Here is a 17,486-nt window from a genome sequence, read left to right on the forward strand (position 1 = left end):
GGACCGGCGGGGGCTCAGGTCCCGGCGAACAGGGCCCGGGTCAGCGCGGTGCGCCGGACCAGCAGGTCGTAGGCCAGCAGCGTGACGACCGCGGACAGGACGCAGATCAGCAGGTACTCCAGAGCGGGATGCAGCGCGCTGCCGACGACGAGGTAGGCCACCACCACGACGACCGGCTGGTGCAGCACGTACCAGGGCAGCACCGCCGGCATGACGTAGCCGACGACCCGCTGGTCCCGCGAGCCGTGCCGACCCGGTCCGGCCGAGGACGGGCGCAACCGGGCCAGCCCGCCGACGACCGCCACGACCGTGCACCAGACGGCCGCACCGAGCGCCGCCCTCCCGGCGAGGGTGTACGGATCCCGGTCGAGCAGGGGGTCGCCCTCCCCGGTGAGCAGGCGCGCTCCCGCGAGGGCCATCAGGCCGACCGCGACCGCGAGGGCGAGGCCGGCGTCGCGGCCCAGCACGTCGCGGAGGCGGCCCTCGGCGGCCAGGACCACCCCGGCGACGAAGAAGAGCAGGTAGCCGAGGGGGCTGCCCGCGGCGAGCCCCTCGTCGAGGCCGAGAACGGCGGCGACTCCCCCGAGGAGGACGGCGGGCAGCAGGACCGCACCGCGCCGTCGCGCCGAGCCCGACAGCGCCGCCAGTGCCCGCCGGCCGCGGTCGGAGTCCAGCCACGCGAGGAGCGGCAGCACGGTCAGGGAGTACAGGAGCAGGAGGTAGACGAACCACAGGTGCCCGGTCTCGAAGCCGCGGCCGTCGGCGGCGGGCCGGAGCACGAAGGGGAACTCCGACCAGTCCCAGCGGACCCGGAAGAAGCGGGGCCAGAAGGTCCAGTAGGACTCGGTGTAGCCGGGGTCCGCGCGCAGCCGGAGCCAGACCGGCAGCGGGACGAGCAGCACGGTGCCGGCCACCAGGGGGACGAGCAGCCGTCGCACCCGCCGGCGCAGGTACCCGCGGGCGCCGCGGGACCGCCAGGAGTGCCAGGCCCCGATGCCGGCGACCAGGAAGAGCAGGGGCATCGCCGCCACCACGACCGGCGCGACGAGCGGCACGAGCTCGGCGGTGCGGTCGCTCTTGACGTAGAAGTCGTCGTCGGTGTCGAACACCAGCAGGGCATGGAACGGGATCAGGCCACCGACGACGACCGCCCGGGCCAGGTCGAGCCCCGGCCAGCGGCCGACCCGCCAGGACGTCTCCGTCGTCAGCCCCGCCATCCGGAGCCCCCATCCCTCGGTGGGTAGCACGGTCGCAGGCACCGCCGGGCCTGTCGAGGGTCGCCGGCCTCGGGCGCCGTCCGGCCGACGCGCCAGGTCGTGGCCGGACCTGCACGTCAGCCGGTGCCCCGTGGTCGCACGCCCGACCCGGGACTCCTCCGCCGCCCGACCGCCGCATCGGGCACCATCCGGCCGTGGACCCCGGGCAGCTGCTGCGGACGGCGGCCGACCGGCTGGACGCGCTGGCCGCCCGGACGACCCCCGGCGACTGGCGGACCGGCGGACTGCTGGCCACCCGCCCCGAGGTGGTCGCGCACCTCCCCGACGGGAGCACCGAGCACGTGGCCGAGGCGCGGGCCGGGACCGGTGCGTGGATCGCGACCTGCTCCCCCGCGCTGGCCGCGCCCCTGGCGGCCTGGCTGCGCGCCGAGGCGGCGCACGAGCCGGTCGACCCGGCGGCCGAGGCGTTCGCCCGGGCGCTGCTCGGGCGGCTGCCCTGACCGGGGCCCGGCACCCGTGGGTTCAGCCCACCAGGCCCGACCGGTGGGCGAGCACCACCGCCTGCACCCGGTCGCGCAGGTCGAGCTTGGTCAGCAGGTGGGTGACGTGCGTCTTCACCGTCCCCTCGCTGATGAACAGCTCCCGGGCGATCTCCGCGTTCGACAGCCCGCGCGCGACCAGCCGCAGCACCTCCCGCTCGCGGGCGGTCAGCCCGGCCAGCGACGGCGCCGGGTCGGGCGCCGGCAGCCGGGCGAACCGCTCGATCACCCGCCGGGTGACGGTGGGCGACAGCAGCGCGTCCCCGGCCGCGACCACCCGGATCGCGGCCAGCAGGCTCTCCGGCGGGTCGTCCTTGAGCACGAACCCGCTCGCGCCCGCGCGCAGCGCCTCGTACACGTACTCGTCGAGGTCGAAGGTGGTCAGCACGAGCACCCGCGCACCGGGGTCGGCGGCCAGGATGCGCCGGGTGGCCTCCAGCCCGTCCAACTCGGGCATGCGGATGTCCATGAGGACGACGGTCGGCGCCAGCCGCGCCGCCTCGCGCACCGCCTGCAGGCCCGTGGCGGCCTCGCCGACCACCTCCACGTCCTCCTCGCGGGAGAGGAGCATCCGGAAGCCGGCGCGCACCATCGCCTGGTCGTCGGCGACGAGCACCCGGACGGTCACACCGGGATCCGCGCGCTGAGCAGGAAGCCGCCGTCCGGGGCGGGGCCGGCGGACACCGTCCCGCCGTAGACCTTCACCCGCTCCCGGACACCCAGCAGCCCGTGCCCGCCGCCGGTCACGGACCCGCCGGTGCCGTCGTCCCGGACGTCGATCCGCAGCGCGTCGGGCGCGTAGGCGACCACCACCTCCGCGCGGCTGGCGTGCGCGTGCCGGAGCGCGTTGGTCAGCCCCTCCTGCACGATGCGGTACGCCGACAGGTCGAGGGTGTCCGGCAGGGACGGCGGCTCGCCCTCCACCCGCAGCCGCACGGGCAGCCCGGCGCGGGCCACCTCCGCCACCAGCGCCTCCAGGTCGCGCAGCCCCGGCTGCGGCGCCAGCTCCGCGCCCCCCTCACGCAGGGCCCCGAGCAGCCGGCGCATCTCCGCCAGCGCCCGCCGACCGGTGGCCTCCACCCCCTCGAGCGCGCTGCGCTGCTCCTCGAGCCCGCCGGGGAGGGTGTGCCGGACGGCGCCCGTGTGCAGCACCATCACGCTGACCGCGTGCGCGACGACGTCGTGCATCTCCCGCGCGATCCGGCCGCGCTCCTCGGCCACCGCGAGCCGTGCCGCGGCCTCGGCCCGTGCGGTCCGCTCGCCGAGCACGCCCCCGGCCAGCCACGCCACGGCGAACGGCACGGGGACGAAGAGCAGGTCCGACGGCGGGTGGCCCGGGCCCCGGGCCACGATGAGCAGCGACCCGGCGAGGACGACGCCGAGCCCGGCCCACCGCGTCCGGCCGTCGGGTAGCTGCCCCAGCAGGAAGGCCGCGGCCAGCCCGGCCACGGTCAGGCCGGCCGCGGCGACGACCACCCGGCCGTCGGCGAGGGCGATCCCGGCGCCGACCAGCCACACCGTCGCCGGTGCCGCGAACGGCCGGCGGCCGCGGCCGAGCAGCGGCAGCCACGACCCGCCGGACACGACCGCGAGCCAGGGCGCCGACCGGGTGGCGACGTCGGCCGCCGTCACCACCGCGCTGAGCACCACCACGGCGTCGAAGAGGTGGCTGCGCGCGACGGCCCGGAGCCCGGTCACGCGGCGACGGTAGCGACTGCCCGGGCGCCGTCGCGTCTGTCGGAAGTCGGAGATCGGGTTCCACCCGCACGCAGACGCGGACACCGGTCGCCCGTCCCTAGCGTCCTCGGCACCCATCGACCACCGAGAGGGACGGACCCATGACCACCACCCGCGAACCCCTGGTCCTCTCCCCCCGCCGGGACCGGCTCCCGCAGTACTCCGCGCGCCGCGTGCTCGGCCTGTGGGCCGCCGCCACCGCGCCGATGAGCGTCCTCGGCTGGCTGGTCGCGCCGCAGCTGGCGCGTGTGCTCGGCAGCCGCGACCCGTTCATCGACGCGCTGCTGCTCTGCTTCAACCTCGGCGGGTTGTGGCAGGTCGCCCTGGTGCTGCTCGTCGTCCGCCGGGAGCGGGGGTCGCTCACCCGGGCGCACGTCGCCGACGCCCTGTGGCTGCGCCGTCCGCAGGACCCGCGGACCGGGCGGGTGGGCGGGCGGGTCTGGCTGTGGGTGCCGCCCTTCCTCGCAGGGGCGGCGGCGTTCAACTTCCTGCCGCTCGACCCGGTCGGGCCGCTGCCGCGGGACTTCCCGGCCGCCGCGCTCACCGACCGCGTCCACGACTACTTCCAGGGCAACTGGTGGGGCTTCGGGCAGCTGGTGCTGGTCGCCGTCCTGTCGCCGGTGGCCGAGGAGCTCTTCTTCCGCGGGCTGCTGCTGCCCCGGATGCGCGGGGTGTTCGGCCGGTTCGACGTCGTCGCCAACGGCGCGCTGTTCGCCCTCTACCACGTGCACCAGCCGTGGTGCATGCCCTCCAGCCTGCTCGACGGGACCCTCGACCAGGCCCTCCCCACGCGGCTGTTCCGCAGCACGTGGATGGGCATCGTCACGCACAGCGCGCCGAGCCTCGTGACCGTGAGCGCCGTCCTCCTGCTGGTGCTGGCATGACGCACCCCGCCGGCGGGTCGTCTTCGCCGGGTGATCTGGCACCCGCAGGTGGAGTGCGGCGTCGCCGAACGACACCGGCCCGGCTCCTGGGAGGAGCCGGGCCGGTGTCGACCTCAGTGGTCGGGGCCGTCCTGCCGGTCGCGCCGGCGGGGACGCGCCCCGGCCGTGCGGGTCAGCTGCAGCCGCTGGTGGAGCCGCAGCCCTCGCAGACGTAGCAGCTGCCGGCCGGGCGCATCTTCGTGCCGCAGGTCATGCACAGCGGCGCGTCGGTGGCGGTGCCGGTCACCAGCTCGAACAGCTCGGCCGAGGAGTGCGCCTCCGTGACCGGCTTGTCGGCCGCCGGCTCCGGCTTGGGGGGCGCCTCGGTGGGCACCGAGCCGCGCAGCGCCTCGACGTCGACCTCCTCCTCGACGACGTCCGCGGTGGAGGCCGAGCCATAGCTCCCCGCCACCTGGGCGGCGCGCTCCTCGGCGCTGAAGATGCCGAGGGTGGCGCGGGTGTCGACCGGCAGGTGGTCCAGCGCCAGACGACGGAAGATGTAGTCCATCACCGACTGGGCGATCCGGATGTCCGGGTCGTCGGTCATGCCGGCCGGCTCGAAGCGCATGTTGGTGAACTTCTGGATGTAGGTCTCCAGCGGCACACCGTGCTGCAGCGCGATCGAGATGCCGATCGAGAAGGCGTCCATGACACCGGCCAGGGTCGAGCCCTGCTTGCCGAGCTTGAGGAACACCTCACCGAGGCTGCCGTCCTCGTACATCCCGGCGGTCATGTAGCCCTCGGCGCCGGCGACGCTGAACGACGTCGTCATGCTCTGCCGCTTCTTGGGCAGCCGGCGGCGGACCGGGTGCGACGTCGTGGCGACCGGGGCGGCCTCGACCTGGACCTCGTCGGTCTTCTTCTTCGCCGTGGCGTCGGACAGCGGCTGGCCGACCTTGCAGTTGTCGCGGTAGATCGCCAGCGCCTTCAGGCCGAGCTTCCAGCCCTGGAAGTAGATGTTCTCGACGTCCTCGACGGTCGCCGTCTCCGGCATGTTGACCGTCTTGCTGATCGCGCCGGAGATGAACGGCTGCACCGCGGCCATCATGCGGACGTGGCCCATCGGGGAGATGGCCCGCTCGCCCATGGCGCAGTCGAAGACCTCGTAGTGCTCCGGGCGCAGGCTCGGCGCGTCGACGACGTGGCCGTGCTCGGAGATGTACTCGACGATCGCCTCGACCTGCTCGTCCTGGTAGCCCAGGCTCTTCAGCGCCCGCGGGACCGTCTGGTTGACGATCTGCATGGACCCGCCGCCGACCAGCTTCTTGTACTTGACCAGCGAGAAGTCCGGCTCGATGCCGGTCGTGTCGCAGTCCATCATGAAGCCGATGGTGCCGGTGGGGGCCAGCACCGAGGCCTGCGCGTTGCGCCAGCCGTTGTCGGCGCCGAGCTCCAGGCAGTCCTGCCACTGGGCGGTGGCGACCCGCAGCACGTCGGCGTCGTCGGCGCCCACCGGGCGGATGGCGTCGTTGGCCGCGGCGTGCTTGCGCATCACCCGGGCGTGGGCGTCGGCGTTGCGGGCGTAGCCGTCGTAGGCGCCGACGATGCCGGCGAGCTCGGCCGAGCGGCGGTAGGCGGTGCCGGTCATCAGCGAGGTGATCGCCGCGGCCAGCGTCTGGCCCCCGCGCGAGTCGTAGGCGTGCCCGGTGGCCATCAGCAGCGCGCCGAGGTTGGCGTAGCCGATGCCCAGCTGCCGGTAGGCGCGGGTGGTGTCCCCGATCGGCTCGGTCGGGAAGTCGGCGAAGCAGATCGAGATGTCCATCGCCGTGATGACCAGCTCGACGGCCTTGACGAAGGTCTTGGCGTCGAAGGTCCCGTCGTCGTTGAGGAACTTCATCAGGTTCAGCGACGCGAGGTTGCACGAGCTGTTGTCCAGGCTCATGTACTCCGAGCAGGGGTTGGACGCGTTGATCCGGCCCGTCTCGGGGTTGGTGTGCCAGTCGTTGATCGTGTCGTCGTACTGGATGCCGGGGTCGGCGCACTCCCAGGCGGCCTTCGTGACCTTGCGGAAGAGGTCCTTGGCGTCGACGGTCTCGATGACCGAGCCGTCGAGGCGCGAGCGCAGGCCGAAGCCGGTGCCGTCCTCCACCGCGCGCATGAACTCGTCGGAGACGCGCACGGAGTTGTTGGCGTTCTGGTACTGGACGCTGGTGATGTCCTTGCCACCGAGGTCCATGTCGTACCCGGCGTCGCGCAGCGCGCGGATCTTGTCCTCCTCGCGCGCCTTGGTATCGATGAACTCCTCGACGTCGGGGTGGTCGATGTCGAGGACGACCATCTTGGCCGCGCGGCGGGTGGCGCCACCGGACTTGATCGTCCCGGCGGAGGCGTCGGCGCCGCGCATGAAGCTGACCGGGCCCGAGGCGGTGCCGCCGGAGGACAGCAGCTCCTTCGACGAGCGGATGCGGGAGAGGTTCAGGCCGGCGCCGGAGCCGCCCTTGAAGATCAGCCCCTCCTCGCGGTACCAGTTGAGGATCGAGTCCATCGTGTCGTCGACGGCGAGGATGAAGCAGGCGCTGACCTGCTGCGGGGCGCTGGTGCCGACGTTGAACCAGACGGGACTGTTGAAGCTGAACACCTGGTGCAGCAGCATCCAGGTCAGCTCGTGCTCGAAGACCTCCGCGTCGCCCTCGCTGGCGAAGTAGCCGTGCTCGCGGCCGGCCGCGCCGTAGGTGAGCACCACCCGGTCGATGAGCTGGCGCAGGCTGCTCTCCCGCTGCGGGGTGCCGACGGCGCCGCGGAAGTACTTCGTGGTGACGATGTTGGTGGCGTTGATGCTCCACTCGGCGGGGAACTCCACGCCGCGCTGCTCGAAGTTGACCGAGCCGTCCCGCCAGTTGGTCATGACGACGTCGCGCCGCTCCCAGGTCACCTCGTCGTAGGGGTGCACCCCGGCGGTGGTGTAGACCCGCTTGACCTTTAGGCCTTTCCCCCTGGTCGGCGCCTTGGCGGGGGCGCGACGCGTGCGGCCTGACAAGCGGTCCTCGGTCTCGGTCACAGAGCTCTCCCTCGTGGAGTGGTCGGCGGCTGGGGAAGAGCCGCACTCGTTCTAGCGGGTGGTGCTGACGTTCCTGGCGTGCTCGGGTGTCCGGCAGTGCTGCCGGCGGTCGGGACGGGGTGCGGTCAGGTGGCGGTCCGGTCGGCCGCGGGCTGGCTGCGCCCGCCGCCGCGGCGGCGCGGCGGTGGGTCCAGCTGCATGCCGGGCAGCGGTGGGGTGCCGCCGGCGAGGTGGCGGGCCCGCAGCTCGGTGATCGCCTTCTCGAAGTCCTCCAGCGAGGTGAAGGCGCGGTAGACGCTGGCGAAGCGGAGGTAGGCCACCTCGTCGAGCTCCCGCAGCGGCCGCAGGATGGCCAGCCCCACCTCGTGGCTGGGGACCTCGGCCGCCCCGCTGGCGCGGATGGCGTCCTCCACCTGCTGGGCGAGCTGCTGCAACTGGTCCTCGTCGACCGGCCGGCCCTGGCAGGCCCGGCGGACGCCGGCGACGACCTTGGCCCGGTTGAACGGCTCGCTGACGCCGCTGCGCTTGACGACGGCGAGGACCGCCTCCTCCACCGTGGTGAAACGGCGACCGCAGGCCGGGCACGACCGGCGACGGCGGGTGGTGGCCCCCTCGTCGGCCTCGCGCGAGTCGATCACCCGGCTGTCGGGGTTGTGGCAGAACGGGCAGCGCACTGCGGTTCACCTCCCTCCGCGACCGGCCCGTCGCCCGGGACCGGTGACCGGTCCCGGGCGGCCGCGCCGGCGACCGCTGATCGCCCCTCGGGGTCGCGTCTGTGGACCCCCCTGGGGACATCCGGTGGATGCCACGGGGAAGTCCTGAGGACGACCTGTGGAGGACTCCCGTTGAAGCAACTACTAGATGTAGGGGGACCCTAGGCCGGGCTCCACTACATCTGCAAGCCGAACGCGGGCGTGTCTCTTCCACCGAGATGTGCTCGCAACCCACCGGTGACCAGGCGCGAGCATGATTCCCACCCGTCACACGACACGCCGAGGGCCCCCGCGTGTCGGCGTGCGGGAGAGGGTGGAAGGGGCGTATGGAACGCGCGCACGGGCACCGCCGGAGGGCGGGTCGGTCGGCGGTGGAGGCGCTCGCGGAGGCCCCGCCCGGTACCGGGACCCGGACCTGCCGCGACCGGCGAGGACGCCGGGACGGAGAGCTCAGACCGGGCGGCGGACGGCGGGACGCCCGCCGCGCGGGTGGGACGCCAGGTCGTTCAGGCGGATCGGGCGGGTCAGCAGGTCCGGCTCCCCGACCTCAGCGGAGGACGCTGCGGAGGACCCCGCGGAGGCGCCGGAGCCGTCCGGAACGGCGGGGGTGCCGACGGCGACCGCCGACATCTCGGCGGTGAGCGCCCGGTGCCGGCCTGCACCGGCGGACCCGTCGGCGGGCGCCCGGTGGCGGCCCGCTGCGGCGGACCCGACGGCGGGCTGCTCGGCGGTGCCGTCGGCGCCGTGCCGGCGGCCGGCACGGAACGTGCGGCGTGCCGGCTGCACCGCGGCCATCACGACGGTCGCGTCGGGACGGGGTGAGCCGTCCTGCCGGTCGCGATCGCCGGTGTCGGCGGTCGGTGACTCGGCCGGCGTCCCGGTGTGCGCGAGGGACAGGTGCCGCTCGGGCAGGCGCACACCGGCGAGGTCGACCCAGGTCGGCTCGCCTCCGTCGCGCCACCGCACCTGCGCCTGGCAGCCGCCGCGTTCGTCGTGCCGCCAGCCCAGCATGGCGCCGGGAGCCCAGCCGCCGTCCACGCACACCTCGACGTCCTGCGGCGAGCGGAAGACGACTGCGGCCCGGCTGCTCACGGCTGCTGACACGTCCTCGACCGTAGGTGCCGGCGAGGCTCCGGTCCGTGAGCGACCTCGCGCGGAGGGTTGACGAACTCGCCGCCGCCCTCTCGTCCATGTCTGCCGGAGCTCGGCGGCCGACCCGGCCGCCCCGCAGCCGGCGCTCACGGCAACTGCAGGACCTGCCCGGGCACGACGGACGAGCCGCGGAGGTCGTTGAGCTCCTCGATGGCGTCGACCACGACGCGCACGTCGTCCCCGTCCGCGGCGACCTCCCCCGCGATCGACCACACCGTGTCGCCCGGCTCGACGACGACGCTGCTCTCCCCCGCGAGCCGCAGGCCGCCGCCGGCACCGCCCACCAGCGGCGCGAGCCAGGCGCCCAGGCCGACCGCTCCGCCGAGGGCGAGCACGGCGACGAGGCGCCGCCCCCGCCGGGTCAGCCGCACGGCGGCCGGCGCGCAGCCGCCGCGGACGGGGCCACCGGTGGTACCGGAACGCAGCGGCCGCCCGCTCGGACGGGCCGGGTCGCGCCGGGCGCCGGGCCGCTCGGAGGCCGGCCCGGCGGTGCGCACGCCCGCGGCGGCCGGGTGGTCGGGGACGGGGCGCAGGTGCCCGCCGACACGCGGGCCGGAGCCCGGCAGGGCTCCGGGCGCTGCCGGCCGGGCCGGGCGGTCGACAGCCGCCACACCTCCGCCACCGGCACCGACACCGCCACCGGCCGCGGACCGGAGCGACGGCCGCCACGGGACCTGGACCGTCGCGTCGAACTCCAGCACGTCCTGCCGCACGGTGCCCATGACCACTCCTCCTCGTCGGTGTCATCCGGTCGAACGCCTGTTCGATCGAACGCCTGTGCGATTCCTAGCGCAACCCGCCGACGGGGTCGACCCCGACACCTCCCGGCGATTTCGAACACACGTTTGAAGTACCGGCTCCGAGGCGCTACCGTCCGACCAGCACCCGTCCGCCGTCGCCTCCGGGCGCCGAGGCGGTCCCGTCCGGCCGGCGGTCCCGAACGAGGAGCCGCGGCCGGGCAGGAGCAGGACACGAGGGCCGTGGCGACACGGCCGGCGAGGAGGAGACGTGGCGGGCACGAGCGGGACCGGCCAGCGCACACGCACCGGCGGGACGTCCCGCCGCGCGGGCAGCGGCGCGGGTGGGGAGGAGACCGGCGCGGTCCGCACCTTCCCCGACCGCACGGAGGCCGGCGACGGCCTGACGCAGCGGCAGCGCCGGGTGCTCGAGGTCATCCGCGACTCGATCGAGCGCCGCGGCTACCCGCCCTCGGTGCGCGAGATCGGCGAGGCCGTCGGCCTGTCCTCCGCGTCGTCGGTCGCCCACCAGCTCTCGGTGCTGCAGAAGAAGGGCTGGCTGCGGCGCGACCCCAACCGCCCCCGAGCGCTCGACGTCCGGCTGCCCGGTGAGACGCCGGGCGAGGCCGCCGCTCCCGCCGCTGCCCCCACCGGCGCCCCCGCCGGCGCCTCCGCGGCCGACACCGGTACGCCCACCTACGTGCCCCTGGTCGGCCGGATCGCCGCCGGTGGCCCGGTGCTCGCCGAGCAGGCGGTCGAGGACGTGTTCCCCCTCCCCCGCGAGCTGGTCGGCGAGGGCACGCTGTTCATGCTGCGCGTCGCCGGTGACTCGATGGTCGACGCGGCCATCTGCGACGGCGACTGGGTCGTCGTGCGCCAGCAGCCCACCGCGGAGAACGGTGAGATCGTGGCCGCGATGCTCGAGGGCGAGGCCACGGTGAAGACCTACAAGCGCCGCGACGGGCACGTGTGGCTGCTGCCGCACAACCCGGCGTACGAGCCGATCCCGGGCGACGAGGCGACCATCCTCGGCCGTGTCGTCACGGTGCTGCGCCGGGTCTGACCCCGCACCGCTCGCCGGCCGGCCACCCCGTGGGGGCGGGTCGGCCGGTCAGCGACCGACGGGCGGGCCGGCCAGGTCGCGCCGCCGGCACAGCCGCCCGCCGATCCAGACGAGGACGGCCGCGACGGCAGCGGCCACCAGCCCGGCGGTGACCGGCGAGGGGCCGCCACCGTCGCCGGAGAGCAGTCCCGCCAGCGACGGGTCGGCCGGGGCCGACGGCGCAGCCGGCGTCGAGGCGGCGGTGGCAGCCGGCACCGGGACCAGCGTGACGTCGCCGGGCACGCCCTCCCCGGCGACGAGCAGCGCGCCGCCGTCGGCGGTGAAGGCGACCGCCTCCCCCTGTGGCTCCGCGGGCAGCGCGACGCGCACGGGCTCGCCGGCCAGCGCGCCCGGGACGTCGGAGCCGGCCAGCGGCCAGACGTAGGCGTCGGTGTAGGTCCGCAGCGCGATCCGGCTGCCGTCGCGCGCGACCGCGCCACCGGTGACCAGCAACTGGCCGGCACGCCCGACCGGGCCGCCGGGCGTGCCGGTCAGCGTGAAGGACACCGTGCCGACGTCGGCCAGCCCGACGGTGCCGCCGTCGACCAGCGGCGCGGCCGGCCGGTAGACGTGGCTGGCGCCCAGGACCTCCTTGGTGACCACGTACGGGGTGCCGTCCGGGGCCAGCAGCAGCGCCTCGGCGTCGTGCGCGCCGTCGGGATAGGTCAGCCGGTACAGCGCGGTGGCGCCGTCGGGACGCAGGGCGATGAGCGCGACGGTGGCCCGGGTGCCGTTGTTGTCCCCGGTGTCGGCCAGCCAGACCGTGCCGTCCGGGCCGACCGCGAGGTCCTCGGGGTCGTAGGGGTCCAGCGGGGCGGTCACGACGTCGACGACCTGGCAGGTGTCGTCCAGCACGTACACCGCCACCTGGTCGCCGCCGTCGGCCGTCGCCACCAGCCGGTCACCGACGTCGACCAGACCGGACAGCTCGGCCAGCCGCGGATCGGTGACCTGGCAGCGGACGGACCCCGCGGCCGGCTCCTCGGCACCGGCGGACGGCGCACCGGCCAGCGTCACGGCCAGTGCCAGGGCCGGCGTCAGGGCCAGGTAGACGCGGGCGGCCACCCCGCGGCGGGCCCTGCGACGGCCGGGAACGGGCCCGCGACGCGCGTCACGACCGCGCGGACGGACGGCCGGCTCGCGCACGAGGCCAGCGTGACAGCACGGCTGCGTCCAGTGCGTGAACCACGCCCAGCAGCAGGAGGCCGACGGCCGCGCCGACCACCGCGTCGGTCACCCAGTGGAAGTCCAGCGACACCATGGCCACACCGGCGGCCACCGGCCCGAGCACGCTGAGCCACCACAGCGTGCGCTGCACCCGCGGACCCAGCCGGTACTCGACCGCCTGCCAGCGGGCCACCCCCCACATGAGCACGGCGTTGGCCACGTGCCCGGAGGGATAGGAGGCCCCGTCGCGGTGGAAGAACGACCCCGGGTAGGCCGGGGCGGTGCGCCCGGTGCCGAACTTGAACGCGTAGACGACGACGGTGAGCAGCGCCAGCGCGGTGAGGACCCGCACCAGCGGGAGCAGCGTCCGCCGCCGCACGCACAGCCAGCCGACCAGGACGGCCAGCACCGCGAGGATGGTGCCGCGCCCGCCGATCTGGGTGACCGCCCAGACCGGCCAGTAGGCCGGGGAGTCGCGCAGGTCCCAGCCGCTGACCACCTCGGAGACCCGCAGGTCGACCCACTCGAGGTAGCCGCGGCTGAGCAGGTCCACGGTGACGGCGGACGCGACGAGGAAGGCGCCGAGCAGCAGCCACCACGGCGGGCGGCCGGGGGTGACCACGCGGCCGGGCAGGGCGGCGGGCTCGCCGGGCCCGTCCCCGGCCGGTGCGCCGTCCCGGCGCCGCACCACGCCGCTGGTCATCGGGTCACGGTACCGGCCCGTGACCCGTCCGTGACCTCGGCCGCCCGGCGGCGAGGCGGACGGCGAGGGCGGACAGCGAGGGCGGACGGCGAGCCGCCCGGGGCCCGGCGCGGAGCCGGGCACCCGGGCGGCGGGAGCGGGGAGGACCGGTCAGCCGACGGGCACGGCGAACCGCTCGAGGGCGGCGGCCAGGCCGCCGTCCACCCGCGCGGAGAGCCGGGTCCCCGACGCCTCGTGCTGCTCGCTGAGCACCTCGCCGTCGCGGTGGACGCGGGCGACCAGGTCACCGCGGTCGTAGGGCACGAGCACCTCGACCTCGACGTCCGGGTGCGGCAGCCGGGTCGCGACGATCTCGCGCAGCCGCTCGATGCCCTCGCCGGTGCGGGCCGAGACCCAGACCGCGCCCGGCAGGGCGCGGCGCAGGGTCAGCACGTCGTCCTCGGTCATGGCGTCGACCTTGTTGACGACGATCAGCTCGGGCACCGCCGCGGCGTCGATCTCCTGCAGCACCACGTGCACCGCGTCGATCTGGCCGAGCGGGTCGGGGTCGGAGCCGTCGACGACGTGCAGCAGCAGGTCGGCACCGGCCACCTCCTCGAGCGTCGACCGGAAGGCGTCGACGAGCTGGTGCGGCAGGTGCCGCACGAAGCCGACGGTGTCGGTGAGCGTGTACTCGCGGCCCTCGGGCGACTGCGCACGCCGCACCGTCGGGTCGAGGGTGGCGAACAGCGCGTTCTCCACCAGCACGCCGGCGCCGGTCAGCCGGTTGAGCAGGCTGGACTTGCCCGCGTTGGTGTACCCGGCGATGGCCACGCTCGGCACGGCGTGGCGGTCGCGGCCCGAGCGCTGGGTCGCGCGCGCGGTCGCCATGCCGGCGATCTCGCGACGCAGCCTGCTCACCCGCGACCGGATCCGCCGGCGGTCGGTCTCGATCTTGGTCTCACCGGGACCGCGGGTGCCGATGCCGCCACCGCCGGCGACGCGGCCACCGGCCTGCCGGGACAGCGACTCACCCCAGCCGCGCAGGCGCGGCAGCATGTACTGCATCTGCGCCAGCTCGACCTGGGCCTTGCCCTCCCGGCTGGTGGCGTGCTGGGCGAAGATGTCGAGGATCAGCGCGGTCCGGTCGACCACCTTGACCTTGAGGATCTTCTCCAGCGCGTTGAGCTGGCCCGGGGTCAGCTCCCCGTCGCAGATCACCGTGTCGGCGCCGCTGGCGGCGACGATGTCGCGGATCTCGGCGGCCTTGCCCGAGCCGACGTAGGTACCGGCGTCGGGCTTGTCGCGCCGCTGGCTCACGGCCTCCAGGACCTCCGAGCCGGCGGTCTCGGCCAGCGCGGCGAGCTCGGCCAGCGACCGGTCGGCGTCGGCCTGGGTGCCCTCGGTCCAGACGCCGACGAGGACGACCCGCTCGAGGCGCAGCTGCCGGTACTCGACCTCGCTGATGTCGGCGAGCTCGGTGGACAGCCCCGCCACCCGGCGCAGCGCGCCACGGGCCTCGAGGTCGTAGGAGCCGGTCGTGTCGTCGTCGTCCCACTGGCCGGCCGGGGCGGGACGGGCGGCCTGCGCGCGCTCGGCCCGGTCCTGCGCGTCCGCGAGCACGGCGCGGTTCTGTGCGGTCGTCATCGGGTCCAGCGTGACACGCACGCCGTCCACGGTCACCTGGGTTGTCGTCTCTGCAGTCGTCATACGGCCGGAACAACACCGGAACGGGTCAGGTGCATCCCGCGGGGAGCCGGGTACGGGCGAGACGACGACCACGATCCAGGGAGGCACCCGTGAGCACCAGCAGCAGCGAGGGCACCGACGACCCCGGCCGCGACCCGGTCGGTCTGGAGGTGCCGCGCAACCTCTTCGGCGGCGCCGACCAGGACACCGGGGCCGGCAAGCCCCGCGGCACCGGGAACGTGGGCCCCGGCGACAAGCCCGAGGCGCCGACCGACGAGCCCGAGACCCGCGCCGACACCCCGGACACCCCCTAGGAGCCGAGCCACTCCCGGGTGAGCTGCCCCGTCGCGACGACGACGGCGGGGCCGTGCAGCACCGTCGTCTCCGGGGAGACGTCGACCGTCAGCCGCCCGCCGGGGACGTCGACGACGACCGTGCCGTGCTGCGGCCCGTCGGACCCGCCGGCCAGGGCGGCGTAGGCGGTGGCGCAGGCGCCGGTGCCGCAGGAGCGGGTCTCCCCCACGCCGCGCTCGTGCACCCGCAGCCGGACGTGGGCGTCGGCGCCCTCGGCCGGCCGGGCGAGCACCTGGACGAACTCGACGTTGACGCCCTCGGGGAACACGCCCGCGTCGAACACGGGTTGCGCGGTGAGGTCCAGGGCGTCGAGGTCGGCGTCGGTGGCGCAGACCAGGTGCGGGTTGCCCATCGAGACGGCCTGGCCGGGGAACACCCGCCCCGCCACGGTCGCCGCACTGCGACCGAAGGGCCGGGCCGGACCCATGTCCACCCAGTACGTGCCGTCGGCCCCGGCGCCCACCCGGCGCGGCCCGCCGCGGGTGCCCACCAGGACGCCGTCGGCGCAGGCCGCGCGGTCCAGCAGCCCCTCGGCGACCAGCACGTGCAGGAACAGCCGGACGCCGTTGCCGCACATCTCCGCGTACGAGCCGTCAGCGTTGCGGTGGTCCATGAACCACTCGCAGCGGTCGAGGTCGGCGCCGAGGACGGCGGCGGCGTCGGGCACGTGCCGGCTGCGCGCCACCCGCAGCACGCCGTCGCCGCCGAGGCCGGCGCGGCGCTCGCACAGCCGCTGCACCAGGGCGGCGTCGAGGCGGTCCTCCGGCCAGCGGTCCCCGTCGGGGTCGGGCAGGACGACGAAGTCGTTCTCGGTGCCGTGCCCGAGGAGGAACCGGTCGCTCACCGCCCGATCGTACGGCCGGTGAGCAGCTCCTCGACGGCGTCGGGGAGGTCGGGGCGGGCGGCGTCGAACCAGGTGGTGGTCGCGTCGCGGCGGAACCACGAGCGCTGCCGCCGGACGAAGCGCCGGGTGGTGGTGACCGTCCGCTCGCGGGCCTCGGCGGCGGTGAGCGTGCCGTCGAGCTGCGCGAGCACCTGGGCGTAGCCGAGCGCGCGGGACGCCGTCGGTCCCTCGCGCAGGCCGTCGGCGGCGAGCGCCGCGACCTCGGCGACGAAGCCCGCCGCCCACATCCGGTCCACCCGCTCGGCCACCCGGGCGTCGAGCTCGGCCGGCTCCCGGTCCAGGCCGACGACGACGGCCGGGTAGTGCGGCCTGGGTTCGGGCAGCGTGGCGCGGAAGGGCCGCCCGGTCAGTTCGACCACCTCCAGCGCGCGCACGATCCGCCGTCCGTTGCTCGGCAGCACCGCCGCCGCGGCTGCCGGGTCGACGGCGGCGAGGCGGGCGTGCATCTCGGCCGCGCCGGCGTCGGCCAGCTCGGCCTCCAGCCGGGCGCGGACCGCCGGGTCGGTGCCGGGGAACTCCAGGTCGTCGAGGACGGCGCGCACGTACAGGCCCGAGCCGCCGACCAGCAGCGGCACCACCCCGGCGGCGCGCAGCCGGTCGACCTCGGCGCGGGCCAGCCGGGCGTACTCGGCCACCGAGGCGGCCTCGCGGACGTGCCACACGTCGAGCAGGTGGTGGGGCACGTCCTGCCGTTCGGTGGCGTCGGGCTTGGCGGTGCCGACGTCCATGCCGCGGTAGAGCTGCATGGAGTCGGCGTTGACCACCTCGCCGCCGAGGCGCCGGGCCAGCGCGACCGACAGCGCCGTCTTCCCGGTGGCGGTGGGCCCGACGACGGCGACCACGGGCGGCAGGCCGGTCACCGCGCCTCCCACACGGCCACCAGGTAGCCGACCCCGTACGGGGCCTCCTCGGCCAGGAGCCGCGCGGTCACGGGCCGCCCCGCCAGCAGCGCCCCCACGCCGCGCCAGACGGGCACGCCGGCGGCCAGCAGCCGCCGTCCCTCCGCGGTATCGAGCGCGGCCAGCGCGGCGGCGTCTCCCGCGGCCAGTGCGGCGGCGACGGCGGCGTCGAAGGGCGCGGCCGCGGCGTCCAGGTGCCCGGGGGCCTTGACGCTGCGTCGGGCCGAGCCGTCACCCATGGCCACCACCCCGACCGGCCCGGGCACCCCCGCCACGACCGCGGCCAGCTCCTCCGGCCCGACACCGACGCACTCCCCCGTGTACCCGGCGGCGGACAGCAGCGCCGCCCCGACGGTGAGGGCCGGCGGCATGCGGCGGCCTCCCGGGCGCACCCCGCCGGACAGCGGCACCTCGACGTCGACGCCGAAACCGCGCAGGTCACCGGCGTCCCCGCGCCCGTACCGGCCCTCCGCGCCGGGCCCCACGACCACGACCAGCTCGGGCCGGGCGGCGAGCACCGCGTCGACCGCCTCGGCGCAGGCCGCCCGCAGGCCGGCGGTCTCCTCGGCCGCGCGCCCGGCGACGGCGGGGAGCAGCAGCGGCGGGCACGGGCAGAAGGCCACCGACTGGGACGCAGCCGGGCGGACGACGGGGGTGCTGCTCACCGCAGCAG

General features: G+C 75.7%; 17 protein-coding genes. 4 read left to right on the forward strand and 13 right to left on the reverse strand.

Annotated elements, in window-relative coordinates:
• Positions 1-14: 14 nt before the first annotated feature.
• Complete coding sequence (locus tag ACWIZO_RS26125) at positions 15-1,217, reverse strand: acyltransferase family protein (protein ID WP_448640487.1); 1,203 nt, start codon at positions 1,215-1,217, stop codon at positions 15-17.
• Positions 1,218-1,411: 194 nt separating this feature from the next.
• Between ACWIZO_RS26125 and ACWIZO_RS26130 the strand changes: the two genes are divergently transcribed.
• Positions 1,412-1,717 (forward strand): hypothetical protein, encoded by a 306-nt coding sequence (locus tag ACWIZO_RS26130; RefSeq protein WP_448640488.1) that lies wholly within the window; start codon positions 1,412-1,414, stop codon positions 1,715-1,717.
• Between the two features lie 22 nt (positions 1,718-1,739).
• Here ACWIZO_RS26130 and ACWIZO_RS26135 read toward each other — a convergent pair whose 3' ends face one another.
• Both ACWIZO_RS26135 and ACWIZO_RS26140 read right to left on the reverse strand, forming a co-directional pair.
• On the reverse strand, positions 1,740-2,384 hold the full coding sequence (locus ACWIZO_RS26135; protein WP_448640489.1) for a response regulator: 645 nt from the start codon (positions 2,382-2,384) through the stop codon (positions 1,740-1,742).
• Positions 2,381-3,454 (reverse strand): sensor histidine kinase, encoded by a 1,074-nt coding sequence (locus tag ACWIZO_RS26140; protein WP_448640490.1) that lies wholly within the window; start codon positions 3,452-3,454, stop codon positions 2,381-2,383. The genes ACWIZO_RS26135 and ACWIZO_RS26140 overlap by 4 nt, the downstream gene beginning before the upstream one ends.
• A 140-nt stretch (positions 3,455-3,594) precedes the next feature.
• Here ACWIZO_RS26140 and ACWIZO_RS26145 point away from each other — a divergent pair, with 140 nt between their 5' ends.
• Positions 3,595-4,377, forward strand: coding sequence for a CPBP family intramembrane glutamic endopeptidase (locus ACWIZO_RS26145; protein ID WP_448640491.1), 783 nt, complete (start codon positions 3,595-3,597; stop codon positions 4,375-4,377).
• Between the two features lie 172 nt (positions 4,378-4,549).
• Here ACWIZO_RS26145 and ACWIZO_RS26150 read toward each other — a convergent pair whose 3' ends face one another.
• The 4 genes from ACWIZO_RS26150 to ACWIZO_RS26165 form a co-directional block, all read right to left on the reverse strand.
• The gene (locus ACWIZO_RS26150) at positions 4,550-7,414 is read right to left on the reverse strand and encodes a vitamin B12-dependent ribonucleotide reductase (RefSeq protein WP_448640492.1); all 2,865 of its coding nucleotides are present in this window, start codon (positions 7,412-7,414) and stop codon (positions 4,550-4,552) included.
• A 125-nt stretch (positions 7,415-7,539) separates the two neighbouring features.
• Entirely contained in the window at positions 7,540-8,088 is a 549-nt protein-coding gene (gene nrdR, locus ACWIZO_RS26155; protein ID WP_446756738.1) for a transcriptional regulator NrdR, read from the reverse strand.
• Positions 8,089-8,577: 489 nt separating this feature from the next.
• Positions 8,578-9,231 (reverse strand): hypothetical protein, encoded by a 654-nt coding sequence (locus tag ACWIZO_RS26160; RefSeq protein WP_448640493.1) that lies wholly within the window; start codon positions 9,229-9,231, stop codon positions 8,578-8,580.
• A 134-nt stretch (positions 9,232-9,365) separates the two neighbouring features.
• Positions 9,366-10,001, reverse strand: coding sequence for a LysM peptidoglycan-binding domain-containing protein (locus tag ACWIZO_RS26165; protein ID WP_448640494.1), 636 nt, complete (start codon positions 9,999-10,001; stop codon positions 9,366-9,368).
• 286 nt (positions 10,002-10,287) lie between these two features.
• Here ACWIZO_RS26165 and lexA point away from each other — a divergent pair, with 286 nt between their 5' ends.
• The gene (gene lexA / locus ACWIZO_RS26170; RefSeq protein WP_448640495.1) at positions 10,288-11,079 is read left to right on the forward strand and encodes a transcriptional repressor LexA; all 792 of its coding nucleotides are present in this window, start codon (positions 10,288-10,290) and stop codon (positions 11,077-11,079) included.
• A gap of 48 nt (positions 11,080-11,127) precedes the next feature.
• Here lexA and ACWIZO_RS26175 read toward each other — a convergent pair whose 3' ends face one another.
• From ACWIZO_RS26175 to hflX, 3 genes are all read right to left on the reverse strand, one after another.
• Positions 11,128-12,183: a hypothetical protein gene (locus tag ACWIZO_RS26175; protein ID WP_448640496.1), complete on the reverse strand. Its 1,056-nt coding sequence runs from the start codon at positions 12,181-12,183 to the stop codon at positions 11,128-11,130.
• A 46-nt stretch (positions 12,184-12,229) separates the two neighbouring features.
• Positions 12,230-12,988, reverse strand: coding sequence for a phosphatase PAP2 family protein (locus tag ACWIZO_RS26180; protein WP_448640497.1), 759 nt, complete (start codon positions 12,986-12,988; stop codon positions 12,230-12,232).
• 150 nt (positions 12,989-13,138) lie between these two features.
• Positions 13,139-14,614, reverse strand: a complete 1,476-nt coding sequence (gene hflX / locus ACWIZO_RS26185) for a GTPase HflX (protein ID WP_448640498.1) — start codon at positions 14,612-14,614, stop codon at positions 13,139-13,141.
• Between the two features lie 152 nt (positions 14,615-14,766).
• Between hflX and ACWIZO_RS26190 the strand changes: the two genes are divergently transcribed.
• On the forward strand, positions 14,767-14,970 hold the full coding sequence (locus tag ACWIZO_RS26190; protein ID WP_448640499.1) for a hypothetical protein: 204 nt from the start codon (positions 14,767-14,769) through the stop codon (positions 14,968-14,970).
• Here the strand turns inward: ACWIZO_RS26190 and dapF are convergent.
• From dapF to ACWIZO_RS26205, 3 genes are read right to left on the reverse strand one after another with little or no spacing between them, the layout of a single operon-like run.
• Positions 14,967-15,854, reverse strand: coding sequence for a diaminopimelate epimerase (gene dapF / locus ACWIZO_RS26195; RefSeq protein WP_448640500.1), 888 nt, complete (start codon positions 15,852-15,854; stop codon positions 14,967-14,969). The genes ACWIZO_RS26190 and dapF overlap by 4 nt on opposite strands.
• On the reverse strand, positions 15,851-16,774 hold the full coding sequence (gene miaA, locus ACWIZO_RS26200) for a tRNA (adenosine(37)-N6)-dimethylallyltransferase MiaA (RefSeq protein WP_448640501.1): 924 nt from the start codon (positions 16,772-16,774) through the stop codon (positions 15,851-15,853). The genes dapF and miaA overlap by 4 nt, the downstream gene beginning before the upstream one ends.
• Positions 16,771-17,478 (reverse strand): hypothetical protein, encoded by a 708-nt coding sequence (locus ACWIZO_RS26205; RefSeq protein ID WP_448640502.1) that lies wholly within the window; start codon positions 17,476-17,478, stop codon positions 16,771-16,773. Before ACWIZO_RS26205 ends, miaA begins: the two co-directional genes overlap by 4 nt.
• Between the last annotated feature and the right edge of the window lie 8 nt (positions 17,479-17,486).

Source organism: Geodermatophilus sp. URMC 63, from assembly GCF_053502565.1.